Here is a 21,170-nt window from a genome sequence, read left to right as displayed (position 1 = left end):
GGAGTGATGACAACGCTGCAAGACTCATGCGTGTGGCCCTTCAGCATTGGCTGGCGGATGAGACGCTTTACGCGGGCTGGCCCAGGGCGCCAGCAGGAAGCTGAACGCCAGCCCCAGACTGACCGACAGACCGAAGTTGCTGATCGCCGGGGTGCTGGAAACGGCCAGCAGCCCGAACGACAGCCAGGTGGTAACCGCTGCCAGCAGCGTGCCCAGCAGGCTGACGGCCGCGCCGCCTATCTGCTCGCGCATCAGGATGGCGTAATCGACGCTGATCGCCGTGACCAGCAACAGGCCGAACAGGCTGAACAGAGTCAGCGGCTGACCGAGCCAGCCCAGGCTGGCGAGGCTGCACAGGGCCGCCAGCAGGGGCAGGGCGACGATGCGCAACGCACCACCAAAGCCAAACGGCGCGATCAGTAGCAGGACAATCAGTACGCACGACGCCAGCTTCAATTCCGCTGCGCTGATCTGCGTGTGGGCAAACACCTCGTTGAGCTCACCCAGGCGGTCGACCAGTTGCACACCCTCCAGGCCGATGGCCTGCACACGCAGCAACGCCATGCTGTTCATGCCACGCAGGCTGACGATGCTGGCAACACCCTGTTCGCCGTTGTCATTGCGCGCCGGCCCCAGCCAGAGCGTGCGCCACGGCTCGCTCAGTGGGCCTTGAAGCGCATGATCGATATCTTGCGTCGGCAGTGCCTGCAGTTGGGCCAGCTCAGCCTTCAAGGCGCTGGCCGGAACGCCAAGCTCTACCAGCGGCGCCCAGTATTGCGGCAATTTGCCCAGAGCGTCGCGGGTGCTCTGTTGTTCGGCCGGCGAATCAAGCAACTGGTTGAGCGCCATGTAGCCTTGCAGCTTGTCCATGCTGACCAGTTGGTCGAGCCGTTGGGTCAATTCGGACTGCCGATCCAGCAATTGCTGTTGGTCCTTGCCCCGCACCAGAAAAAACTGGCTGGTGGGCTGATAGCCGGTGATTCGTGCGATGGCCTGGGCTTCATCGGTCAACGCCTGAGGCGCTGCCACCCATTGGCGAATATCGTTCTTGGTGGTCAGGTGCCAGAGCCCGCCGCCACAGAATGTCAACAGCAGCACCAGCAGAATCGGTGTGCTGACGCGCAGCAGCAAGGCGGCGCGGCAGTCGAGCATCAATTGCGCCAGTTTCAGTGGCCACTGTGCAGGGCTGATCTCGACGTTGGCGAGCAGCGCGGGCAACAGGCACACCGCGGTCAGATAAGCGCCGATCAGGCCGGCCGCCGAGAACACTGCAATTTGCGTGAGTGCCGGGAACGGCGTCCAGGCCAGCGCCAGGTAGCCGATGCAACTGGTGATCAGGCTCAGGCTCAGGCCCGGCAGGGTCAGGCGCAAGGCGGGCCAACTGCGCCAGGGCTTGAGGCTCCAGCTCTTGGACAGGTAATGCAGCGGGTAATCCACCGCCACCCCGATCAGGCTCGAGCCCAGCACCAGCGTCATGACGTGCATGCTGCCGAATATCGCGACGCAGGCCACCGCGCCGAAGAGCATGCCGACCACCACCGGCACGAAGGCCAGCAACACGCTCCAGCGCCGGAAGGCCAGCAACAGCAACAACAGGATACCGACCGTTGCGCCACCGCCGACCCAGGTGATTTCCCGGCTGGCCTGCTTCTGCCCGTCGGCAGCGTAAAGCAGCCCGCTGGCCGCGAGCAATTGCCCCCCCGCCTGACTGGCCTGCACCCGCGCTTTCGCCAGCAGGTCCGCAACCTGGCCGGGCAGGTGCATGTCGAACGCATCGGTTCGGGTTCGCGAACGCAGCAGTACCCAGCTTTTACCCTCGGCGGTGGCCACCAGCGCACCACTGGCCAGGTCCGCTTCGACCGAGCCCTGTTTCGGCAGGCCGTTCTGGATACGTCCGGTCAGCCCCAGCCAGTCATCCTGGCCAGGCACCAGGCTGAACCCGGCAAACGGGTCGAACAGCGTCTGTACGCGCTGCTCGATGAAGGTTTTCGGGTCGTCGATCAGCAGTGTGCGGTCCGCTGTCGGCAACATGGCGATGCGCCCTTGCAGCAACTGGGTGCGCAACGCGGGCAGGTCGGCCTGCAATGACCACTGGACCTTCTCGAACAGGCCGGTCGACTGCCATTGTTCAGCCAGATTGCGTGCCAGTTCGACGGCCTTCTGCCGATCGCTGTGGCCCACCAGCACCAGCATTTCGCGGTTGAGCGGTTCCTGCATGCGCTTTTCGGCGCTGACGACCAGTTCGTCGTTATCGGTGCCCGGCACCAGCTCCATCAGATTGGCCGACAGCGGCGAGCGGTCGTGCCACTGCCAGCCCGCGAGCGCCAGCACGCCTGCCAGAATCAGCAGGAACAGTCGCGGCAACAGCCGCTCAGTCCTTGAAGTCATTACGCTGCGCATCGGTCAGAATCGGGGCACTGCTGCTGTCGATCATTTTCAGGACGGTGCTGTCGCCCTGGGTCTCCAGCAGCTCGATACGCTGCACCAGTTCGCCGCCGTCGATGTTGATCTGCTTGAACACTTGTTGCAAAAGCATCGAGCGTGGCGTGAGGGTGAGGTGCCAGGCATTCGCCTCGCCCTTGAGCTGCAAGTCGAAGTCCCGTTGCAGGCCGCTGCTGTCGCCTTGCAATACCGCCAGGAACAGACGGTTCTGCTCGGCGCCGGCGTTCTTGTTCGGCACCGGCTTCCAGGTACTGACATTGCCATCGGTTTCACGACGGGCAATACCCTCGGCATTGATGCGGTAATCCTGCTTGAGCGGTGTTTCCAGCAGCCAGAGCAGCCCGAAATCCCTGGCGAGCACGAAGCGGCCCTTGCTGAGCAGCGGTTGCGGCAGGGCGCGCAGGTGTTTTTCCTGAACGAAACGACCCTGTACCACCGCAGGTTTGGCGAGCTGGTCGCTCAGTTGTTGCAGGTCGAAAGCCTGCGCCAGGGACGAAAGGCACAGCAGCCCCAGCAGAATCAAGGTACGAAGCGGGCGGTTCATGGCGAAGTGCTCTCTGGTGTGTTCGCAAGGGCATTTTTGACGGCATCGATGAACACCTGCGGCGATGCCAGTTGCATTTCCCGGCTCTGGCTGTCGACTGCGACCTGCACGGTGCTGGCGCGGGTCATGCGCTCACCGGTGTGTGCGTCGGTGATCAGGTAATTGATCTTCAGACGGTTCTCCCACTCCACCAGACTGGCGCGCACGTTCAGTGTCTGACCGAACACGGCACTGCGCACATAGCGCAATTGCAGATCGATCACCGGCCAACCATAACCGGATTCGAGCATCTGCATATAGTTATGACCGATGTGATCGAGCAGTGCGCAACGTGCCACTTCGAGGTACTTCACGTAGTGCCCGTGCCAGACGATGCTCATCATGTCGACGTCGAAAAACGGCACGACGATTTCAGTGTCGATGTGCAGAAAACCCTTACTGCGCATGCAACCTCCAGTGGCGGTTGGCAATATGTTTCAGGCACAGGCGCAGTTCGCTCTCCAGTGCCCGGTCTTCGATGACAGGGGCGAAGTCTTCACCCAACTGATGATGCATGGCCGCCAGTGCCGGTGGCAGCGGGCGCGCATCGGCTGCCCTACTGCGCAGCCAGACACCCTGATTGGCGGCGATCAGCGTGGCGGCGGCAACCTGCTCGGTCAGCTCCAGTACCCGGATGGCGTCACGCGCGGCGATCGTGCCCATGCTGACCTTGTCCTGATTGTGGCATTCGGTGGAACGCGAGAAGACACTGGCCGGCATGGTGTTTTTCAGGGCTTCGGCCGTCCACGCGCTGGCGCCGATCTGCACCGCCTTGAAACCATGATTGAGCATCGACCGCTCGGCACTGGCCCCTGACAGATTACTCGGCAAACCATGGTTATAACGCTCGTCCACCAACAGCGCCAGTTGCCGGTCGAGCAGGTCTGCCACATTGGCCACCAGGGTTTTCAGACTGTCCATGGCAAAGGCGATGTGCCCGCCGTAGAAATGCCCGCCGTGCAGCACGCGCTCGGCCTCGGCATCGATGATCGGGTTGTCGTTGGCGCTGTTTAACTCGATCTCGATGAATGACCGCAGCCAGTTCAGGCTGTCGGCCAGCACGCCCAGAACATGTGGCGCGCAACGCAGTGAATAGCGGTCCTGCAAACGGTGCAGGGGGGCCGTCGGTGCATCGATGGCCAAATCCTGGCGCAACCACGCCGCCACCTGCATCTGGCCCGGATGCGGCTTGGTGGCGAACAGGCGTTCGTCGAAATGCTCTGGGTTGCCTTGCAGTGCTACCACGTTCATGGCCGTGATTCGTGTTGCCAGTTGCAGCAGGTAATCGGCCCGGCCGAAAGCCAGGCAGGCGATACCGGTCATGACGGCGGTGCCGTTCATCAGTGCCAGAGCTTCCTTGGGGCGCAGCACCAGCGGTGTCCAGCCCAATTGCTGATGCACATCGATGGCCCGGCGGCGTTCACCGCGAAACATGACTTCTCGCTCGCCCGACAGGGTCGCGGCCACATAGGAAAGCGGCGTCAGATCGCCGCTGGCACCCACCGAGCCTTCTTCGGGGATCAGTGGCAGCACGTCCTGCTCGATGAACGCCTGCAAACGCTCGATCAGTTCGACACGCACACCGGAAACACCCTGACACAGTGACTGCAAACGCGCCGTCAGCACTGCGCGGGTAGCCTGCTCATCGAGCAGTTTGCCCAGTCCGCAGCCGTGGAAGGTGTAGAGATGACGCGGCAGCGCTTCGACATGCTCCAGCGGCACGGCGACCACGCAGGAATCGCCGTAGCCGGTGGTGACACCATAGATCACGCCTTCCCTGTCCAGCAGCGAATCCAGAAACTGCGCGCCCCTGGCAATCCGCGCACGGAACTCTTCGTCGCCCTGCAATGTGCTCGGCGTTTGCCGGTTGGCCAGTGCCAACACGTCTTCGATGCGTAGCGCACGCTCGCCGAAGGTGATCAGGTCAGGCGCTTGGTTTGTCATCGGACTTCCAGAACGGGTAGAAATTGAACCACTGCTGCGGCGCTTCCAGGCAATAGTGCCCAAGACGCGCGGCATAACGCGTGGCCCACTGCTCGATGACATGAGCGCGGTCGCTGCGCCGCCACTCGATGGCGTCGGCGAACGGTTCGAGAATCACCCGATAGCCTTTCGCACCCTTGAGGCAGAAGAACAGGTTGACCGGGCACTTGAGCAGCCCGGCCAGCAGCCAGGGGCCTTGCGGGAAAGTGGCCGGCTGGCCGAGAAAGTCGACCCGCACATTGCGCCCGCCGTGCAGCGCGACGCGGTCACCGGCAATCGCCAGCCACTCGCCTTCGTCCAGGCGCTGGCTTAATTGCAGCATGATGGCCGGGTCCAGTTCGCTGACCTGAATCAGGCGCAGATGGGTCGCGCCGGCTTCGCCGAGCAGGCGATTGAAACGTTCGGCGTGCTTGGTGTGCACCAGCACGTTCATGGTGACCTTTTCGCCGAGTTCGGCCAGCGCACGGCACACTTCAAGGTTGCCCAGGTGCGCACCGACCAGCATCTGTCCGCGTTGGCCACGCAGGTTCTGGCGCAGCAGGGCCTTGTCGACGATCTCGATCTGATCGATACCCAGCCTGCCGTTCCATACGTCGAGCTTGTCGAGCAAGGCATCGGCAAATGCCATGAACTGTCCGAACACCCGGCGCTGGCTGGGCCGCAGTTCGGGTTTGCCGCTCCAGTCCGCCAGGTGCTGCTGGTATTGCCAGATGCTGTGCCGGGCACGTCGGCCGAAGACAAAGAAATACAGGACGATGCCATACAGCACCGGGCTGAGCAGGCGCCGGCCGAGCACCCGCATGCCCCAGGCGGTGAGTTTCATGAGCATGAAACTGCCACGCTCCTGATGACTGGCCCAATGCTCCCTGGGCGGCTTGTCGACGCTCATGGCCGCCACCGTCGCCACAGGATCATTGGCAGGCGTACCAGCATGCCGAAGAACAGCTTGGCGTGCATTTTCGAAATCAGGGCGTTGTCGTGAAACAGGCGGAAATGCGACAGGCCGTCCTGCGGGTAATGAACGCGGGTCGGCAGCCAGCGCATCGGCTGGCCACGCCAGGACAGGCGTACGAGAATTTCCGAGTCGAAATCCATGCGCCTGCCGATCTGCACGCTGTCGATCAGCGCCAGGACCGGGGCCAGTGGATACAGGCGAAAGCCGCACATGGAATCGCGAATGTGCAGCGACAGGGTGTTGATCCACACCCAGACATGGGTGAGGTAGCGCGCATACAGACGGCCTTTGGGCACGCTCTCGTCGAACTGCGGATAGCCGCAGATCAGCGCATCCTGGTGCTGGCGCGACTGCTCCAGAAATACCGGAATATCGCGCAGATCATGCTGGCCATCGGCATCGACCTGCAACGCATGGCTAAAGCCCAGCCTGATCGCCTCGCGGAACCCGGCCATGACCGCGCCGCCCTTGCCCTGATTGACCGGCAGGCGCAGCAGGTAGATATCCTCCCCCTGCGCCAACTGCTGTAACACGGCGGCGCAGGCCGGACTGCTGGCATCGTCCACCAGGATGCATGGCAACCCGGCGTTGCCCACGGCCTTGACCACACTGGGCACGGCCAGCTCGTGATCAAACACCGGGATGATCACGCAAGGCTTATGCATGGTCGTCCTCCAGGAGGATCCGGCCACTTGAGCAGGGTGCGTTGTCGGCGTTGCGAAAGGCGAAGTGCAGCTTGGAGCGTGCTGCATCGAAGCGCAGCGTCAGCGTCAGGCGGTCGCCGGGGCGCACCAGTTGCTGGAATTTGAGCACCTCCATGCCGGCGAATCCGGATGGCAGGTCGAGCAGGCGCTGGCCCAGGCTGATCGCCCAGTCGACCTGCACCACGCCCGGCAGGATCGGCGCCTTGGGAAAATGGCCACTGAAAAACGCCAGATCGGGCGGAACACTCAATTGCAGGTGCAGCTCACCTTCGACGCTTTGTTGCTCGAGCACTTCCGGTTGTTTCGAGCGCGGCGCCAGCAGCAGCGCCTCGACTGCCGATTGAGGCAGCTTGCCCTGGGCATTGAGTGGCATCTGCCGCAGCAGCCGCCAGCGACGCGGCAGGGCGATGGTTTCGCAATGCGGCTGCAGGTGTTGTCGCAACGCTTCGGTGAGCGCCCGACGGCCCTGATTGCGCAGGGCCTGCAAGCCAGCATCGCTCAACACCAGCAGCGCGCCCAGCGAGGCTCGGTTTGCCTGAACCACGCCAAGGCGCGCTTCACTCACCCACGGGTGCGTCGTGAGGGCCTGTTCGATCAGCGGCAAGGACACACGTTTCTCTTCGAGTTTGACGATGCGGTCGAGCCTGCCCAGCAGTTCAAAGCGACCGTCTGCGCCGATCAGCGCTGCATCGGCGGTCTGCTCGACATGGCCGGGCGGCAGATAGGGCGAGCTGATGCGCAGCGCACCCTGCGCATCCTGACTCAGCTCTACGCCGTCGAAGGCCTGCCAGCGCTGTCCACCCTGACGCCAGGCGATGCCGCCGGTTTCCGAGCTGCCGAGAATTTCCGTCGGCCACTGACCAAGGCGTTGCTGCAGGCTCTGTGCGGCTTCGGCGGGTAACGCGCCACCGGAAGAGAACACCCGGCGCACTGCCGCGAGACCGGGCCAGTCGAGGTTGTCGCCCATGCGCTTGAGCAGCGCGGGGCTGGCGACCCAGGCGAACGACGGGTATTCACGGCTGGCGCGTTGCAGGTCTTCGGCGAACGGCAACTGACGGCGGACGAACGGGCGTGCCGCGCACAGCGGCCACAGCAAACGAAACAGCAGCCCGTAAATATGTTGCGTCGCCACGCTGCCGATCATGCATGCCGAGCCGAGCCCCGCGCCCCACAGCTGTTCCAGCCCGCAGACTTCGTTGGCCAGTTGCCGCAGGCGCTTTTCGATCAGTTTGGGCTCGCCGCTGGAACCTGAAGTGCACAGGCTCAGCCGGCACTGGTCGAGGTCCAGCTCGGCCGCCGGGAGGGGCGCGGCATGCAGATCGCTCAGATGGGTGTCACTGGGCAGGTCGGTCAGCCACAGGTCGACCTGATTCGCCCAGCGCTCGCGGGTCTGGCCCTGCAAGTCGGCGGGCAGCAACACATGCACGCCTGCGCGCCAGGCTGCAAACAATGCAATGGCCAGGTCGGCGGCATCCTCGAGGTGCACGGCGAGGTGCTTGATGCCTCGCGCTTGCAGACCTGCGGCGACGCTGAGCGCCTGATCACGAAACTGCACATGGTCCAGGGTCGGGGCCAGCGTCAGCAGCCGGTCGGGCAGCGCATCGAGCAGCAGGTGTTCCAGGTTCAACCAGTTCATGCGATCCATTTCATTTGCCGCCCGCGGAGGGTGGGCGGACGATCCATTCGACAGCGAACAACACGCCCATCAGGCCGTAGGAAATCAGGCCGGTGTACAGCGTCCACCATGACAACGGTGCCCACAGCGTCAGGATGGCTGACGTGAGTCCGTTGGCGAAAAAGAACAGGCACCATATCTGCGTGACTTTGCGGGTGTAGCGGATACCCGAATCAGGCAGATCGGGGCGGTTCAGGCGCGCCATTTTTTCCACAATCGGCGGGCCGTATACAAGGCTTGAGCCGAACAGGCCGAGCATGAACGTACTGACCAGTACCGGATACCAGCGCAGCATCATGTGGCTGTCGAGGGTGCCGAGCACCACGCAAAAGATCAGGGCGACAATTGCCATCGCCAGGCTGCCTTGCTTGCGCTCTCCGGTCAGCGCGCGCGCCAGCCACAGGCTGCCGAGCAGCAGCGCGAACTGCCAGGGGGCGAAATGCTCGGTCCCCCAATAGACGGCAAAGGGATACAGCACGCCGGCCAGCACCAGAATCAGGCCAATCAGCCGCTTCATTCGGCGCTGTTGACCAGTTTGTAGACGGCCTCTACCACGTCATTCACGGTTTTCACCGATTTGAACTCTTCAGCCGCAATCTTCTTGCCGGTCTTGCGTTTGATGTGATCGATCAGGTCCACGGCATCGATACTGTCGATTTCCAGGTCCTGATACAGGTTGGCGTCAAGCGTAACTCTCTCAGGCTCCAGTTCGAACAGTTCCACCATTGCGGTGCGCAGGATTTCGAAGATGTCTTCACGGGTTTGCATGTTCAATTCTCAGGCCGGTTGTCTGGCGCTGACGAAGGCCGCAAGGCTGTCGACGCTGGCGAAATGGTTACGGGTGTCCTTTGCATCGGCATCGATCCTGATGCCATAACGCTTCTGGATGGCCAGGCCCAATTCGAGTGCATCCACCGAGTCCAGTCCCAGTCCTTCGCCAAACAGCGTCATATCGTTGCCGATATCTTCCGGGGTGATGTCTTCGAGGCCCAGGGCATCGATGATCAACAATTTAATGTCCTGGTGCAGATCGCTCATCTGAGGCGAGCTCCTTGGTGAAATAGTCATGCAGGTAATCGTTGAGCTTGCGGGACGCCAGGGGCGGTGGGCCTAGCGCACTGAAGGCGGTTGGGTCTATATCGGCACCGACGCGCAAAGTGAAGTGCACGCGGCGTTGCGGAATGCGATACCAGGGTTCGGCCTTGGTCAGGGTGGTCGGCTGGACCTTGATCGTCACCGGGGTGATGACGCTCGCGCCACGCAGTGCAATGGCTGCCGCGCCGCGGTGAAAGACCGGCGGCTGGCCTGGCTGGGTGCGTGTGCCTTCCGGAAAGATGATCAGTGTCTGGCCGGTTTGCAGGCGCTCTACGGCGGCGTCGAGCATGTCCATGCTGCCATCGTTGCTGATGTAACCGGTGGAACGCACAGGGCCGCGGGTAAACGGGTTCTCCCACAGGCTGCGTTTGACGACGCAGTTGGCGTCACGCACCAGCCCGATCAGGAATACGACATCGATCAGTGACGGGTGGTTGGCGATGATCATCTGCCCGGGGCGGCCAAGCTTTTCGGCGCCTTGCACTTCATAGGTCAGTACACGCATGCGCGCCATGATGCGGATGAACCGCCAGAACAGGTGGCTGATGGTCCGCCGGGCGCGGCGCTGATGGCTGGCCACACTGCCAGGCAGGCAGCTCAATACTGGAAAGACGAACAACCGCAGGCACAAACCGCTCAACCCGAACAGGGCAAAGCTGATGCCTGTTGCCAGCAGGCGCCAGTAGTAAGCGTCCCGACCTTTTTTCAGTGATTGCGTTGCCAGTTCCATAACCGGTTATTCCAGGGGTGCAGGCAGGCGGATTGATCAGTGTGCAAGGCTTGCAGCAGGTTCAGGGCGTGAGGCCACTGAGTGCGCGTTGTGCCTTGCGTATCGGTGTTCAGAGACAGCTGCCACTCATTCCCCGGCGTCAGCAGCAAGCCGACCGCGTAGGGAAAGGGCACGTCATCAATCCATTGGGCATAGGCTTGCGGCGGCTGTTCTTCAGTCACCACAAGCAATACTGCTTCTGCTCCCTCGGCCAGCAACGCTGCGGCCTCGAATGCTCCATACTCCAGCCCGTCGCCTGTTGCGGCCAGGGCTGTCATCTCACTTGTTTCACCACGCATGATCGACCACAGACCAATGACGGCGTTATGCACTGAAAGGCTGAACTGGGTCGGTGAAAGCGGCTCGTTGGCGGCCAGATCACGCAGGATTTCAAATGTTCTCGGGGTTTCTCCGTGGCGCGAGACAAACACCAGCGGGACGCGCCCCAGCCCCTCAGTCAATGGCCAGCCGACGGCAAACGCCATTCTGGCCATACGGCCCAGGCGGCGGCGTTGCATCGCAGGAAGAAAAGACACGTCTGGCGCTGCATCACTGGTTTCCAGCAACGTCGGATCGAGGCTCCATCTCTGCCAGTCTTCCGCGCTCGCCAGGCCCGGCGCCCAGGCTTGCCATCGTGCAATGTTGAAGGTGATCAAGGCTTCTCTTCCCGCCCCTGCGGGCTTGTTTCTCGCTACATCGATATCAGGTCGATATCAGCCTGGGTGCGGTAATTGACCGAGTGCGCGCATTATCCTGATGGGGCTCATTACTAGCAAATTTGTTACATAAAAACCGTTTACAGGCGTGTATTTTAAGGTTGAAGTCGTTTTTCTGTATGACAACCGGCAGGCAACTGTTTTGCGTTAAGCTCACCGTTGTCACATGCAATGTCTAGACTCGATTTCCTCTTACGGTCGTTATCGGCCAATCCTGCTATTTCTTCATCTTTCAAGGAATCCAAAGCATGCGTCGCGTGGTATTCAATCAGAAGGGCGGTGTCGGCAAATCCAGCATCGCCTGCAATCTGGCTGCAGTCAGCGCTCACGAAGGCTATCGGACGTTATTGATCGATCTCGATGCCCAGGCCAATTCGACTCAGTACCTCACAGGCCTCACCGGTCAGGATATTCCGATGGGGATTGCCGAGTTCTTCAAGAACACGCTGTCCGGCTCACCGGTGGCCAAGAAGAACCATGTCGATATCTATGAAACACCGTTCGACAATCTGCATGTGGTCACGGCGACTGCAGAACTTGCTGACCTGCAGCCCAAGCTCGAGGCCAAGCACAAGATCAACAAGCTGCGCAAACTGCTCGACGAATTGAGCGAAGATTACGAGCGTATTTACCTGGATACCCCTCCAGCGCTGAATTTTTATGCGGTTTCGGCGTTGATCGCATCTGATCGGGTGCTGATCCCTTTCGACTGCGACAGCTTCTCGCGTCAGGCGCTGTACGGGCTGATGCGCGAGATCGAGGAATTGAAAGACGACCACAACGAAGGTCTTCAGGTGGAAGGCATCATCGTCAACCAGTTCCAGCCAAGGGCCAGCCTGCCGCAGCAGATGCTCGACGAACTGATTGCCGAAGGCTTGCCGGTGCTGCCGGTCTACCTCAACGCCTCGGTGAAAATGCGCGAATCGCATCAGGCCAACCTGCCGCTGATCCACCTCGACCCACGGCACAAACTGACGCAGCAGTTCGTGGAACTGCATCACTTGCTGGAAACCAACGCTCATCCGTGATCGGCATACCTATACGGAGCCTCGGCGCTATAGTTGAAACGCAAGTCATGTGGGAGCGGGCTTGCTCGCGAAGGGGCCGGTACGACCCCGAAAGCAGGGCGTTTAAACGACCGCATTCGTGAGCAAGCTCACTCCCAAAAAGCATGTGTACGCTGAATACGGAGCATGGGCACGAGATTCGCAACTCAACACGGCTGCGAAAGAGGCCTGAGTACTTCGGGCGTATAGCTGCCGTCTCTCAATGAGCGGTCCAGATGTTCGGCATAGAGTCGTGCTGTCGAGGCCAGTTCTTCGGGGATGGTGATGGTTGCGTTCATGTCGGCCTGAATCTGCTCCTGCGAGGCAGTCAGCGTATTGCTGCCGGGTGCGCAGCCACACTGCACCTCATGACCCTGAGTGGCGACCGCCACCCGGTCATCGATGTAGGTGGGGTTTCCCTGAGCGATGAAACCAATCTCCCGGCAGGCCGGGCACCACACCGGGTCTCCCATACGCGCCACACGGCGCCGCTCGATGACTTCGCTTGCCGACGCGGCCAGCACGAAGCCGCCGGTGGTGGTGAGATCGCCTTCCCTGACTATAAATGACATGGCGCTACTGCCTCTGGGTTATGGAAAACCTGAAGGCTAGGCGCAAACACAGATTCCGATAGCATCCCAAGGCCTTTAGAGACCGGTCCTACGCAATTACCAGCCGGGCATTTCGAGTGTGTTGCATGAGCGACGAAGCGCCCGGCGAAATATCTGCTCCCCTATCGTTACTCCAGCCGTAATGATTCGACGCGCTGCTTGATTGATGCCCGATCGCTATCGCTTTTAAGGTGGCCGACGACAGCAAAATCGTGGAGCGATCATGACAACAACAACTTCCCCCGACGCACGCTGGACACGTCGTCGCAGCGAGAAGCAGCGGCGTCTGGAGCAAGTGCGGGCGTTGGCCGACGGTGTGGTGTTGCCGACCGACAACATCGTCGCAGCGCTGGAGGCCCTGCTGGTTTCAGGCGATCGTGTGGTGCTTGAAGGCAACAATCAGAAGCAGGCCGACTTCCTCTCCCGCGCGCTGGCTAAAGTCGACCCGGGCAAGGTGCATGACCTGCACATGATCATGCCGAGCGTTGGCCGCGCCGAGCATCTGGACCTGTTCGAGCAGGGCATTGCGCGCAAGCTGGACTTTTCGTTCGCCGGCACGCAAAGCCTGCGCATCAGTCAGTTGCTGGAAGACGGCCTGCTGGAAATCGGCGCAATCCACACCTACATCGAACTGTACTCACGGCTGGTGGTGGACCTCATCCCCAACGTGGTGCTGGCGGCAGGCTTCATGGCCGACCGCGCCGGCAACATCTACACCGGGCCCAGCACCGAAGACACCCCCGCACTCATCGAACCGGCGGCATTCAGCGATGGCATCGTCATCGTCCAGGTCAATCAACTGGTCGATGACGTCAGCGAGCTGCCACGCGTGGACATCCCGGCCTCGTGGGTCGACTTTGTGGTGGTCGCCGACAAACCGTTCTATATCGAGCCGCTGTTCACCCGCGACCCGCGCCACATCAAGCCGGTGCACGTGTTGATGGCGATGATGGCGATTCGCGGCATCTACGAGAAACACAACGTCCAGTCGTTGAACCACGGCATTGGTTTCAATACCGCCGCCATTGAACTGATTCTGCCGACCTACGGCGAGTCGCTGGGCCTGAAGGGCAAGATCTGCCGCAACTGGACACTCAATCCGCACCCGACGCTGATCCCGGCCATCGAAAGCGGCTGGGTCGAGAGCGTGCATTGTTTCGGCACCGAACTGGGCATGGAGAACTATATCGCCGCCCGCCCGGATGTGTTCTTCACCGGACGCGACGGTTCGCTGCGCTCCAACCGCCAGCTCTGCCAGCTGGCCGGGCAGTACGCCGTGGACCTGTTCATCGGCGCAACCCTGCAGGTCGATGGCGACGGGCATTCCTCGACGGTCACCCGTGGTCGCCTGGCCGGCTTTGGTGGCGCGCCGAACATGGGCCATGACCCACGCGGCCGGCGTCATGCCACTCCGGCCTGGCTCGACATGCGTCAGCAGCACGATGACGGCCCGGCTGCCTATCTGGAGCGCGGCAAGAAGCTGGTGGTGCAGATGGTCGAGACGTTCCAGGAGGGCGGCAAACCGACCTTCGTCGAAACCCTGGACGCCGTCGAAGTGGCGAAGAAAAGCGGCATGCCGCTGGCGCCGATCATGATCTACGGCGACGACGTGACCCACCTGCTGACAGAAGAAGGCATCGCCTACCTCTACAAGGCGCGCAGCCTTGAGGAACGCCAGGCGATGATCGCCGCAGTAGCGGGCGTAACCGTGATCGGTTTGCGCCACAACCCCAAGGACACCGCGCGCATGCGCCGTGAAGGGCTGATCGCGTTGCCCGAAGACCTGGGGATCCGCCGCACCGACGCCAGCCGTGAACTGCTGGCCGCCAAGAGCATTGCCGACCTGGTTCAGTGGTCCGGTGGCCTCTACAACCCGCCCGCCAAATTCAGGAGTTGGTAATGAGCGCACTTCAACTGGCACCGCAATCGGCCTCGCTGGCAGTGCGACTGGCTGATCTGGCCGTCGACGCCTTGATCGACGAAGCCGACCTGTCGCCCAAACCTGCCTTGGTGGACCGGCGTGGCAGCGGCGCGCACACCGATCTGCACCTGGGGTTGATGCATTCTTCGGCGCTGTCGTTGTGGCCGACTTTCAAGTTGATGGCTGACGCCGCCACACAGTTCGGTGTCGTGGGCCAGCCATTGCGTGAGGCCTTGGGGAGGCTTGGCCGCGAAGGCGAAGCCACGATGCTGCGCACCACCAGCGAGGTGAACACGCATCGCGGCGCGATCTGGGCGCTGGGCCTGCTGGTGACCGCTGCCGCGATGGATCACCAGGATTGTGCGCCCGATGCGGTCTGCGCACGCGCTGCCGCTCTGGCCAGGATCAAGGACCGCCAGGTGCTCACGCAGAACAGCCACGGCGATCAAGTGGTTCGTCGTTATGGCGTCATGGGGGCCAGAGAACAGGCACAGCAAGGTTTCCCGGCGGTCAGGCTGTTCGCCTTGCCGCAATTGCAACGCAGCCGTGCGGCAGGCAGTGGTGAGCAGAACGCCCGGCTGGACGCGCTGCTGGCAATCATGACCACGCTGGACGACACCTGCGTGCTGCATCGCGCCGGCATCGAAGGGCTGAATGCCATGCAGCGAGGAGCACAGCGCGTGCTGGACGCTGGAGGCAGCGCCAGCCTGGCGGGCCGCCGCGCACTGAACGAGCTGGATCAGCACCTGCTGGCCCTCAATGCTTCGCCCGGTGGCGCGGCGGATCTGCTGGCTGCCTGCCTGTTCATCGATGGCCTTGAGCCTGCGCTCGGCCCTGTTTCGAGGAGTGCCTGAAATGGAAACCCTGTCTTTTGAATTTCCTGCCGGACAGCCGCCCAAGGGCCGTGCGCTGGTGGGTGTGGTTGGCTCCGGTGATCTGGAGGTGCTGCTGGAACCCGGTAAGCCGGGCACCTTGTCGATTCAGGTGGTGACGTCGGTCAACGGCGCCTCGCTGCGCTGGCAACACCTGTTCGAACGCATGTTCGACGGCCAGACCCCGCCTGCGCTGAGCATCGATATTCATGACTTCGGCGCGACGCCCGGCGTCGTGCGTTTGCGCCTGGAGCAAGGCTTCGAGGAGATCGGTCATGACTGATAACGCACGTTTGCTGAGTCAGCACAGTTTTATCGAACTGGGTGCCCGGCAGCGCGCCCGCGCCTTGCTGGATACCGGCAGCTTCCGCGAACTGCTCGGTCCGTTCGATCGGGTCATGTCGCCGTGGCTGGCCATGCAAGGCGTGGTGCCCCAGGCTGACGATGGCGTGGTGGTCGCCAAAGGCACTGTCGATGGTCGGCCAGTGGTCATCGCCGCCATTGAAGGCTCGTTTCAGGGCGGCAGCATGGGCGAAGTCGGCGGCGCGAAAATGGCTGGCGCGCTGGAGCTGGCCGCCGAAGACAACCGCAACGGCATCCCCACCGCCGCGATCGTGCTGCTGGAAACCGGTGGCGTGCGTTTGCAGGAAGCCAATCTGGGCCTTGCAGCGATTGCCGAGATTCATGCGGCGATAGTCGACCTGCGTCAGTACCAGCCGGTGATCGGCGTGGTGGCCGGCAGCGTCGGCTGCTTTGGCGGGATGTCCATCGCCGCAGGGCTGTGCAGTTACCTGCTGGTGACCCAGGAAGCACGTCTTGGCCTGAATGGCCCGCAAGTGATTGAGCAGGAAGCGGGCATCGAAGAGTACGACTCACGTGACCGTCCGTTCATCTGGAGCCTGACCGGTGGCGAGCAACGCTTTGCCAGTGCTCTGGTGGATGGTTTTGCTGCCGACGATGTCGCCGATGTCCGCCAGCAGGTCAGCGCCTGGCTCAAGCAGGGCGTGCCGGAAACGCATCGCAGCAGTCAATACCAACTGTTTTTGCAACGCCTGGCGAGCCTCGACACCGAGCCGCAAATCGATCCGCAAGGTGTGCGCACCCTCTATCAAGGAGCCCGGTCATGAGTCATTCACAGCGGGGTTTGAACTGGTTCAACGCATTGAGCGCAGGTGCCCGTGAAGTCACTGGCCTGCCTGCCTCACTCAAGGTCGCCGACGGTTTTCTCGGCGAGCAGGCGGTGCGTTTTTTTGCAGTGATTGCCGATACCGACAACCGCTTTCCCCGGGCGCGTCAGGGCGAAGTCGGCCTGCTGGAAGGCTGGGGCCTGGCCAAGGCGGTGGACGAGGCCATCGAGCTGGATCGCGACCGCGCTGAAAAGCGCGCACTGATTGCCATTGTCGACGTACCGAGCCAGGCCTACGGACGTCGCGAGGAAGCGCTCGGTATCCATCAGGCATTGGCCGGGGCCGTGGACAGTTACGCGCGAGCACGCCTGGCTGGGCATCCGGTGATCGGCCTTTTAGTGGGCAAAGCGATGTCCGGAGCGTTCCTGGCTCATGGGTATCAAGCCAATCGATTGATAGCACTGCGTGATCCCGGCGTGATGGTGCATGCAATGGGCAAGGCCTCGGCAGCCCGCGTAACCCTGCGCAGCGTCGAGGACCTGGAAAAGCTCGCCGCCAGCATTCCACCGATGGCTTACGACATAGACAGCTACGCCAGTCTCGGTCTTCTCTGGGAAACCCTGGGGGTCAGCCAGATCGAACAGCCCGCTGCGGATGATCTCACCCAAGTGCGCGATGTACTGAGCAGGGCGATCAAGGACGTGCAGGCCCGTGGCGTCGATCTGAGCAGCCGCCTGGGCGCGAGCAACCGTGCAGCGTCGACCAATGTGCGCCAGTTGCTGCGCGCGCAATGGTGATCAGCAACACTGGCGCAGTGCGGCCCCATGATTTGTTGTGGGGCATGCCGCTGGCTGCGTTGCCGGATGACGCGCCCAAATGGGCGGTCGACGCCGTGCTGGCCGGGCAACCGGTGGTGGTCCGGCGTCAGGCAATGCCAGCCGGTCAGGTGGCGGTGGGCTTGCGCGGTCGCGGTCGGGAGCAACGCTATGCCGCGAGCATGCCGCTGGCGGATGTCCATCGACGGGTCATGCCCGAGCAGTTGATCGACGCCCCGACCGAGAGCCATCAGCAATGGCCGGCGTTGCATGCGTTGCGCCAGATCCGTCCGGTCATGGAGGCGCTGGAGCTGGACTGGGGCGTTGGCGGCAGTGCCGGATTCGAGCTGGCCAGCGGTATTGCTGCGTTGCATCAGGACAGCGATCTGGACCTGATTCTGCGCACCCCGGGACGCTTGAATCGCCGCTGTGCCGCCGAGCTGGTCGAGGCGCTGGAAACCTCGGTCTGTCGGGTCGACGTACAGTTGCAACTCGAGCAGGGTGCCGTGGCGCTGCGTGAGTGGGCGCGGCCAACGGGGCGCGTGCTGCTCAAGACCGCCACCGGCGCGCGGCTGGTTGCAGACCCTTGGCATTTGGCTCAGGTGTACGCATGAGCAGCCTGTGGGTGTTTCCCGGCCAGGGCGCGCAGCAAGCCGGCATGCTGCATCAGTTGCCGGACGATGCCGTGGTGCGCGACTGTCTGCAGGAAGCCGCCGATGCGCTGGGCGAAGACGTGCTTGCGCTGGACACCCCTGAGGCACTGCAAGCCACCCGTGGCGTTCAGCTTTGCCTGCTGATCGCTGGCGTCGCATGTGCGCGCGTGCTGCAGGCACGTGATTGTGTGCCGGACTACCTGGCAGGGCTGTCCATCGGCGCTTATCCGGCAGCGGTGATCTCGGGGGCGCTGGCTTTTGACGACGCTGTGCGCCTGGTCGCGCTGCGTGGCGAGCTGATGCAAAGCGCCTGGCCGCAGGGTTACGGCATGACCGCGCTCATCGGTCTGGATCAGGCGCAGGTAGAAGCGCTGATCGGGCAGATACACAGCGCGAAGACACCGGTGTTTCTCGCCAATATCAACGCCGACAACCAGATGGTGATCTCCGGCAGTGCCGAGGCGATGAATCAGGTCGGTCAGTTGGCCAGGGCTGCCGGAGCGGCAACGGTCAAGCGCCTTGCGGTCAGCGTGCCGTCGCATTGCGCGTTGCTGGACGCCCCCGCGCAACAACTGGCCGAGGCCTTTTCAACGGTCGCGCTGCAGGCACCCACGATACGTTACCTGAGCGGCAGCACGGCGCGACCTGTGCGCAATGCCGAGAAGCTGCGTGACGACCTGGCCTTCAACATGTGCCGGGTCATCGACTGGCGCAGCACCGTGGAAACCGCCTGGGAGCGGGGCGTGCGCCTGCACATCGAATTGCCGCCCGGCAGCGTGCTGACCGGGCTGGCGCGCAAGGTATTCCAGCAGGGCACCGCACTGGCTTTTCAGGCTGCGCGTCTGGACAGCCTGGTCGCGCTGTCGCGCGAGGAGGGTCGCCGAACCCCATAGAGCCGCCGTGCAGCTGCTACGAAGGACAAAAACAACAACTTCAGCAATGCAAACAGAGGAATAACAACAATGATTATCTACGGTGTTGCACTACTGGCCATCTGCACGCTTGCGGGCGTGATTCTCGGCGATATGCTCGGCGTTCTGCTGGGTGTGAAATCCAATGTGGGCGGGGTCGGGATCGCCATGATCCTGTTGATCTGCGCGCGCCTGTGGATGCAGAAACACGGCGGCATGAGCAAAGACTGCGAAATGGGCGTGGGTTTCTGGGGCGCGCTGTACATACCGGTGGTGGTGGCAATGGCCGCACAGCAAAACGTGGTGACCGCACTCAAGGGCGGGCCGGTGGCGGTACTGGCCGCGGTGGGTTCGGTGGTGCTGTGTGCCTGCACCATCGCAGTGATCAGCCGCACCAATCGCGGCGAGCCGTTACCCAAGGAAGAGCCGCTGCTGACACCTGAAATCGCCCCGGCCGGAGGTCGCTGATATGTGGGACCTCATCGAGAAGGGACTTGAACACAACGGCCTGATCACCGCATTCGCCTTCGTCGGCATCATCATGTGGGTCTCGGTGGTGCTTTCCAGACGCCTGACGTTTGGCCGGGTACATGGATCGGCCATTGCGATTGTCATCGGGCTGATTCTGGCCTGGGTCGGCGGCACCCTGACCGGCGGCCAGAAAGGGCTGGCGGATATCACGCTGTTCTCCGGCATCGGCCTTATGGGCGGGGCGATGCTACGTGACTTTGCCATCGTTGCCACCGCCTTCGAAGTGCAGGCCACTGAAGCACGCAAGGCCGGACTGATCGGTGTGATCGCTTTGCTGCTGGGCACGATTCTGCCGTTTATCGTCGGCGCGAGCATTGCCTGGGTATTCGGTTATCGCGATGCGATCAGCATGACCACCATCGGTGCCGGGGCGGTGACCTACATTGTCGGCCCGGTGACCGGTGCTGCGCTGGGCGCCACCTCCGATGTAATGGCGCTGTCGATTGCCACCGGCCTGATCAAGGCGATTCTGGTGATGGTCGGCACGCCCATGGCGGCGCGCTGGATGGGGCTGGACAATCCGCGCTCGGCGATGGTTTTCGGTGGGCTGGCGGGTACTGTCAGCGGCGTTACCGCAGGGCTGGCGGCAACCGATCGGCGTCTGGTGCCTTACGGCGCGCTGACCGCTACGTTCCACACCGGTCTGGGCTGCCTGCTCGGGCCATCGGTGCTGTATTTCATCGTGCGCGCCATCGTCGGCTAGGTCAGGTCGTCTGTTCCAGCAGCCGGTTCGCGTACATCCGGCACTCGGCCAATAGCGCGAGCAGGTTGGGATCGCGCTGTCTGGACTTGAGGAACACCATGCCGATGTGTTGCTGCATCCGGTAGCGGCTCTGCAACGGAATCAGGCGCACGCGGTTTTCATAGACCGCGGCGATTCGTCCCGGCAGCAGAGCGTAGCCGACGCCGGAGCTGACCATGCTCAGCAAGGTGAAGATGTCATTGACCTGCATCGCCACCTTGGGCTCGAAACCGGCCTGTTGAAACACCCGGATCCCGTCGCGGTGCGTGGCGAAACCCTGGGTCAGGGTGATGAACGTCGCTTCGCGCAGGTCGCCCAGGTCCACTTCAGGGTGTTCGGCGAACGGTGAGTCGGTGGGGACGGCGAGAAAGATGTCGTCGGAAAACAGCGCCAGATGCTCGCAGTCCGGGTCATGGGTGCTTTCATCCAGCGACACCAGCATCGCATCGACTTCCATGTTCTTGAGTTTGTAGAGCAGGTCCATGTTCGAGCCCAGAATCAGGTCGATATTCAGCTCGCTGCGGCGGATCTTCAGGCCCATGATCAGCTGCGGCACCGTCTTGACCGTCAGCGAATACAATGCCCCCAGCCGGAACCGCGCCGCTGAGAAACCTGCTGCCTGACGGGTCAGTTCCACCGTGGCGAGCACATCCTGGACCAGTTTCTGCGCGCGTTCTTCCAGCACATACGCGCTTTCCAGTGGCGTCAGGTTGCGTCCCTCATGCTTGAACAAGGGGCAGCGCAGCGCGCTTTCCAGCGAATGAATGGCGCGGTGCACGCTGACGTTACTGGTCTGCAACTCCTCCGCCGCCCGCGCCAGATTGCCGGTGCGCATGAAGGCGAGGAATATTTCCAGTTTCTTGAGCGTCAGTTCGTCATCAATCTGCATGTCGTGGCGCTTATGGTTGAGGTGCGCTGATTGTGCACAACTCATGCGTCGATAGCTGCTTAAAATATCCGTCACTGACACGGGTGTTGCGGTTTGTTTCAATAACCCGGAGTCTCTGTTTCCAGTGTTT

The 21,170-nt window shown here is 62.3% G+C and carries 24 protein-coding genes; 10 read left to right on the top strand and 14 right to left on the bottom strand.

The features are described from left to right. Positions 1-24: 24 nt before the first annotated feature. Genes BLR20_RS16055 through BLR20_RS16000 form a run of 12 tightly spaced genes read right to left on the bottom strand, consistent with a single transcriptional unit; the run spans position 25 to position 10,862 of the window. Complete coding sequence (locus BLR20_RS16055; protein WP_054992548.1) at positions 25-2,388, bottom strand: MMPL family transporter; 2,364 nt, start codon at positions 2,386-2,388, stop codon at positions 25-27. Beyond that, the gene (locus BLR20_RS16050; protein WP_032613309.1) at positions 2,372-2,986 is read right to left on the bottom strand and encodes an outer membrane lipoprotein carrier protein LolA; all 615 of its coding nucleotides are present in this window, start codon (positions 2,984-2,986) and stop codon (positions 2,372-2,374) included. Before BLR20_RS16050 ends, BLR20_RS16055 begins: the two co-directional genes overlap by 17 nt. Continuing rightward, positions 2,983-3,432 (bottom strand): acyl-CoA thioesterase, encoded by a 450-nt coding sequence (locus BLR20_RS16045; protein ID WP_032613311.1) that lies wholly within the window; start codon positions 3,430-3,432, stop codon positions 2,983-2,985. The genes BLR20_RS16050 and BLR20_RS16045 overlap by 4 nt, the downstream gene beginning before the upstream one ends. After that, the gene (locus tag BLR20_RS16040; RefSeq protein ID WP_054992549.1) at positions 3,422-4,969 is read right to left on the bottom strand and encodes an HAL/PAL/TAL family ammonia-lyase; all 1,548 of its coding nucleotides are present in this window, start codon (positions 4,967-4,969) and stop codon (positions 3,422-3,424) included. The genes BLR20_RS16045 and BLR20_RS16040 overlap by 11 nt, the downstream gene beginning before the upstream one ends. Continuing rightward, the gene (locus BLR20_RS16035) at positions 4,950-5,897 is read right to left on the bottom strand and encodes an LpxL/LpxP family acyltransferase (RefSeq protein WP_054992550.1); all 948 of its coding nucleotides are present in this window, start codon (positions 5,895-5,897) and stop codon (positions 4,950-4,952) included. The genes BLR20_RS16040 and BLR20_RS16035 overlap by 20 nt, the downstream gene beginning before the upstream one ends. Then, entirely contained in the window at positions 5,894-6,628 is a 735-nt protein-coding gene (locus tag BLR20_RS16030) for a glycosyltransferase family 2 protein (protein WP_054992551.1), read from the bottom strand. The genes BLR20_RS16035 and BLR20_RS16030 overlap by 4 nt, the downstream gene beginning before the upstream one ends. Beyond that, a complete protein-coding gene (locus BLR20_RS16025; protein ID WP_054992561.1) occupies positions 6,621-8,303 on the bottom strand; it encodes an acyl-CoA synthetase family protein in 1,683 nt (560 codons plus the stop codon). The genes BLR20_RS16030 and BLR20_RS16025 overlap by 8 nt, the downstream gene beginning before the upstream one ends. Before the next feature lie 10 nt (positions 8,304-8,313). Beyond that, on the bottom strand, positions 8,314-8,859 hold the full coding sequence (locus tag BLR20_RS16020; protein ID WP_054992552.1) for a COG4648 family protein: 546 nt from the start codon (positions 8,857-8,859) through the stop codon (positions 8,314-8,316). Then, positions 8,856-9,110: an acyl carrier protein gene (locus BLR20_RS16015; protein WP_054992553.1), complete on the bottom strand. Its 255-nt coding sequence runs from the start codon at positions 9,108-9,110 to the stop codon at positions 8,856-8,858. The genes BLR20_RS16020 and BLR20_RS16015 overlap by 4 nt, the downstream gene beginning before the upstream one ends. 9 nt (positions 9,111-9,119) lie before the next feature. Further along, the gene (locus tag BLR20_RS16010) at positions 9,120-9,380 is read right to left on the bottom strand and encodes a phosphopantetheine-binding protein (protein WP_003316688.1); all 261 of its coding nucleotides are present in this window, start codon (positions 9,378-9,380) and stop codon (positions 9,120-9,122) included. Then, on the bottom strand, positions 9,355-10,167 hold the full coding sequence (locus BLR20_RS16005) for a lysophospholipid acyltransferase family protein (protein ID WP_010438836.1): 813 nt from the start codon (positions 10,165-10,167) through the stop codon (positions 9,355-9,357). Before BLR20_RS16005 ends, BLR20_RS16010 begins: the two co-directional genes overlap by 26 nt. After that, positions 10,143-10,862, bottom strand: coding sequence for a beta-ketoacyl synthase chain length factor (locus BLR20_RS16000; RefSeq protein WP_010438837.1), 720 nt, complete (start codon positions 10,860-10,862; stop codon positions 10,143-10,145). The genes BLR20_RS16005 and BLR20_RS16000 overlap by 25 nt, the downstream gene beginning before the upstream one ends. Before the next feature lie 308 nt (positions 10,863-11,170). On the opposite strand from BLR20_RS16000, the gene BLR20_RS15995 reads away from it, so the two are divergent. Next, positions 11,171-11,950: a ParA family protein gene (locus BLR20_RS15995; protein WP_010438838.1), complete on the top strand. Its 780-nt coding sequence runs from the start codon at positions 11,171-11,173 to the stop codon at positions 11,948-11,950. Positions 11,951-12,135: 185 nt separating this feature from the next. Here the strand turns inward: BLR20_RS15995 and BLR20_RS15990 are convergent, their stop codons facing one another. After that, on the bottom strand, positions 12,136-12,540 hold the full coding sequence (locus tag BLR20_RS15990; protein ID WP_010438839.1) for a PAAR domain-containing protein: 405 nt from the start codon (positions 12,538-12,540) through the stop codon (positions 12,136-12,138). 262 nt (positions 12,541-12,802) lie between these two features. Between BLR20_RS15990 and mdcA the strand changes: the two genes are divergently transcribed. The 9 genes from mdcA (at position 12,803) to madM (ending at position 20,112) form a co-directional block, all read left to right on the top strand. After that, positions 12,803-14,479 carry a malonate decarboxylase subunit alpha gene (gene mdcA / locus BLR20_RS15985; RefSeq protein WP_003402963.1) on the top strand — a complete coding sequence of 559 codons (1,677 nt, stop codon included), beginning with the start codon at positions 12,803-12,805 and terminating at the stop codon, positions 14,477-14,479. Beyond that, positions 14,479-15,354, top strand: a complete 876-nt coding sequence (locus tag BLR20_RS15980) for a triphosphoribosyl-dephospho-CoA synthase (protein WP_032613321.1) — start codon at positions 14,479-14,481, stop codon at positions 15,352-15,354. The genes mdcA and BLR20_RS15980 overlap by 1 nt, the downstream gene beginning before the upstream one ends. Position 15,355: 1 nt before the next feature. Then, positions 15,356-15,655 (top strand): malonate decarboxylase subunit delta, encoded by a 300-nt coding sequence (locus BLR20_RS15975; RefSeq protein WP_003316694.1) that lies wholly within the window; start codon positions 15,356-15,358, stop codon positions 15,653-15,655. Next, positions 15,648-16,499 (top strand): biotin-independent malonate decarboxylase subunit beta, encoded by an 852-nt coding sequence (locus BLR20_RS15970; protein WP_010438842.1) that lies wholly within the window; start codon positions 15,648-15,650, stop codon positions 16,497-16,499. The genes BLR20_RS15975 and BLR20_RS15970 overlap by 8 nt, the downstream gene beginning before the upstream one ends. Next, positions 16,496-17,296 (top strand): biotin-independent malonate decarboxylase subunit gamma, encoded by an 801-nt coding sequence (gene mdcE, locus BLR20_RS15965; RefSeq protein WP_010438845.1) that lies wholly within the window; start codon positions 16,496-16,498, stop codon positions 17,294-17,296. The genes BLR20_RS15970 and mdcE overlap by 4 nt, the downstream gene beginning before the upstream one ends. Next, positions 17,290-17,928: a malonate decarboxylase holo-ACP synthase gene (locus tag BLR20_RS15960; RefSeq protein ID WP_010438848.1), complete on the top strand. Its 639-nt coding sequence runs from the start codon at positions 17,290-17,292 to the stop codon at positions 17,926-17,928. Before mdcE ends, BLR20_RS15960 begins: the two co-directional genes overlap by 7 nt. Continuing rightward, positions 17,925-18,860, top strand: coding sequence for a malonate decarboxylase subunit epsilon (mdcH, locus tag BLR20_RS15955; RefSeq protein ID WP_010438851.1), 936 nt, complete (start codon positions 17,925-17,927; stop codon positions 18,858-18,860). The genes BLR20_RS15960 and mdcH overlap by 4 nt, the downstream gene beginning before the upstream one ends. A 69-nt stretch (positions 18,861-18,929) precedes the next feature. Beyond that, the gene (gene madL, locus BLR20_RS15950; protein ID WP_010438854.1) at positions 18,930-19,346 is read left to right on the top strand and encodes a malonate transporter subunit MadL; all 417 of its coding nucleotides are present in this window, start codon (positions 18,930-18,932) and stop codon (positions 19,344-19,346) included. Position 19,347: 1 nt separating this feature from the next. After that, positions 19,348-20,112: a malonate transporter subunit MadM gene (gene madM / locus BLR20_RS15945; RefSeq protein ID WP_003316700.1), complete on the top strand. Its 765-nt coding sequence runs from the start codon at positions 19,348-19,350 to the stop codon at positions 20,110-20,112. Between the two features lies 1 nt (position 20,113). On the opposite strand, the gene BLR20_RS15940 is transcribed toward madM, so the two are convergent. Beyond that, positions 20,114-21,040 carry a LysR family transcriptional regulator gene (locus BLR20_RS15940; RefSeq protein ID WP_010438857.1) on the bottom strand — a complete coding sequence of 309 codons (927 nt, stop codon included), beginning with the start codon at positions 21,038-21,040 and terminating at the stop codon, positions 20,114-20,116. Between the last annotated feature and the right edge of the window lie 130 nt (positions 21,041-21,170).

This window comes from Pseudomonas congelans (assembly GCF_900103225.1).
GTDB lineage: Bacteria > Pseudomonadota > Gammaproteobacteria > Pseudomonadales > Pseudomonadaceae > Aquipseudomonas > Aquipseudomonas congelans.
This window is presented reverse-complemented; position numbering and strand designations above follow the sequence as displayed.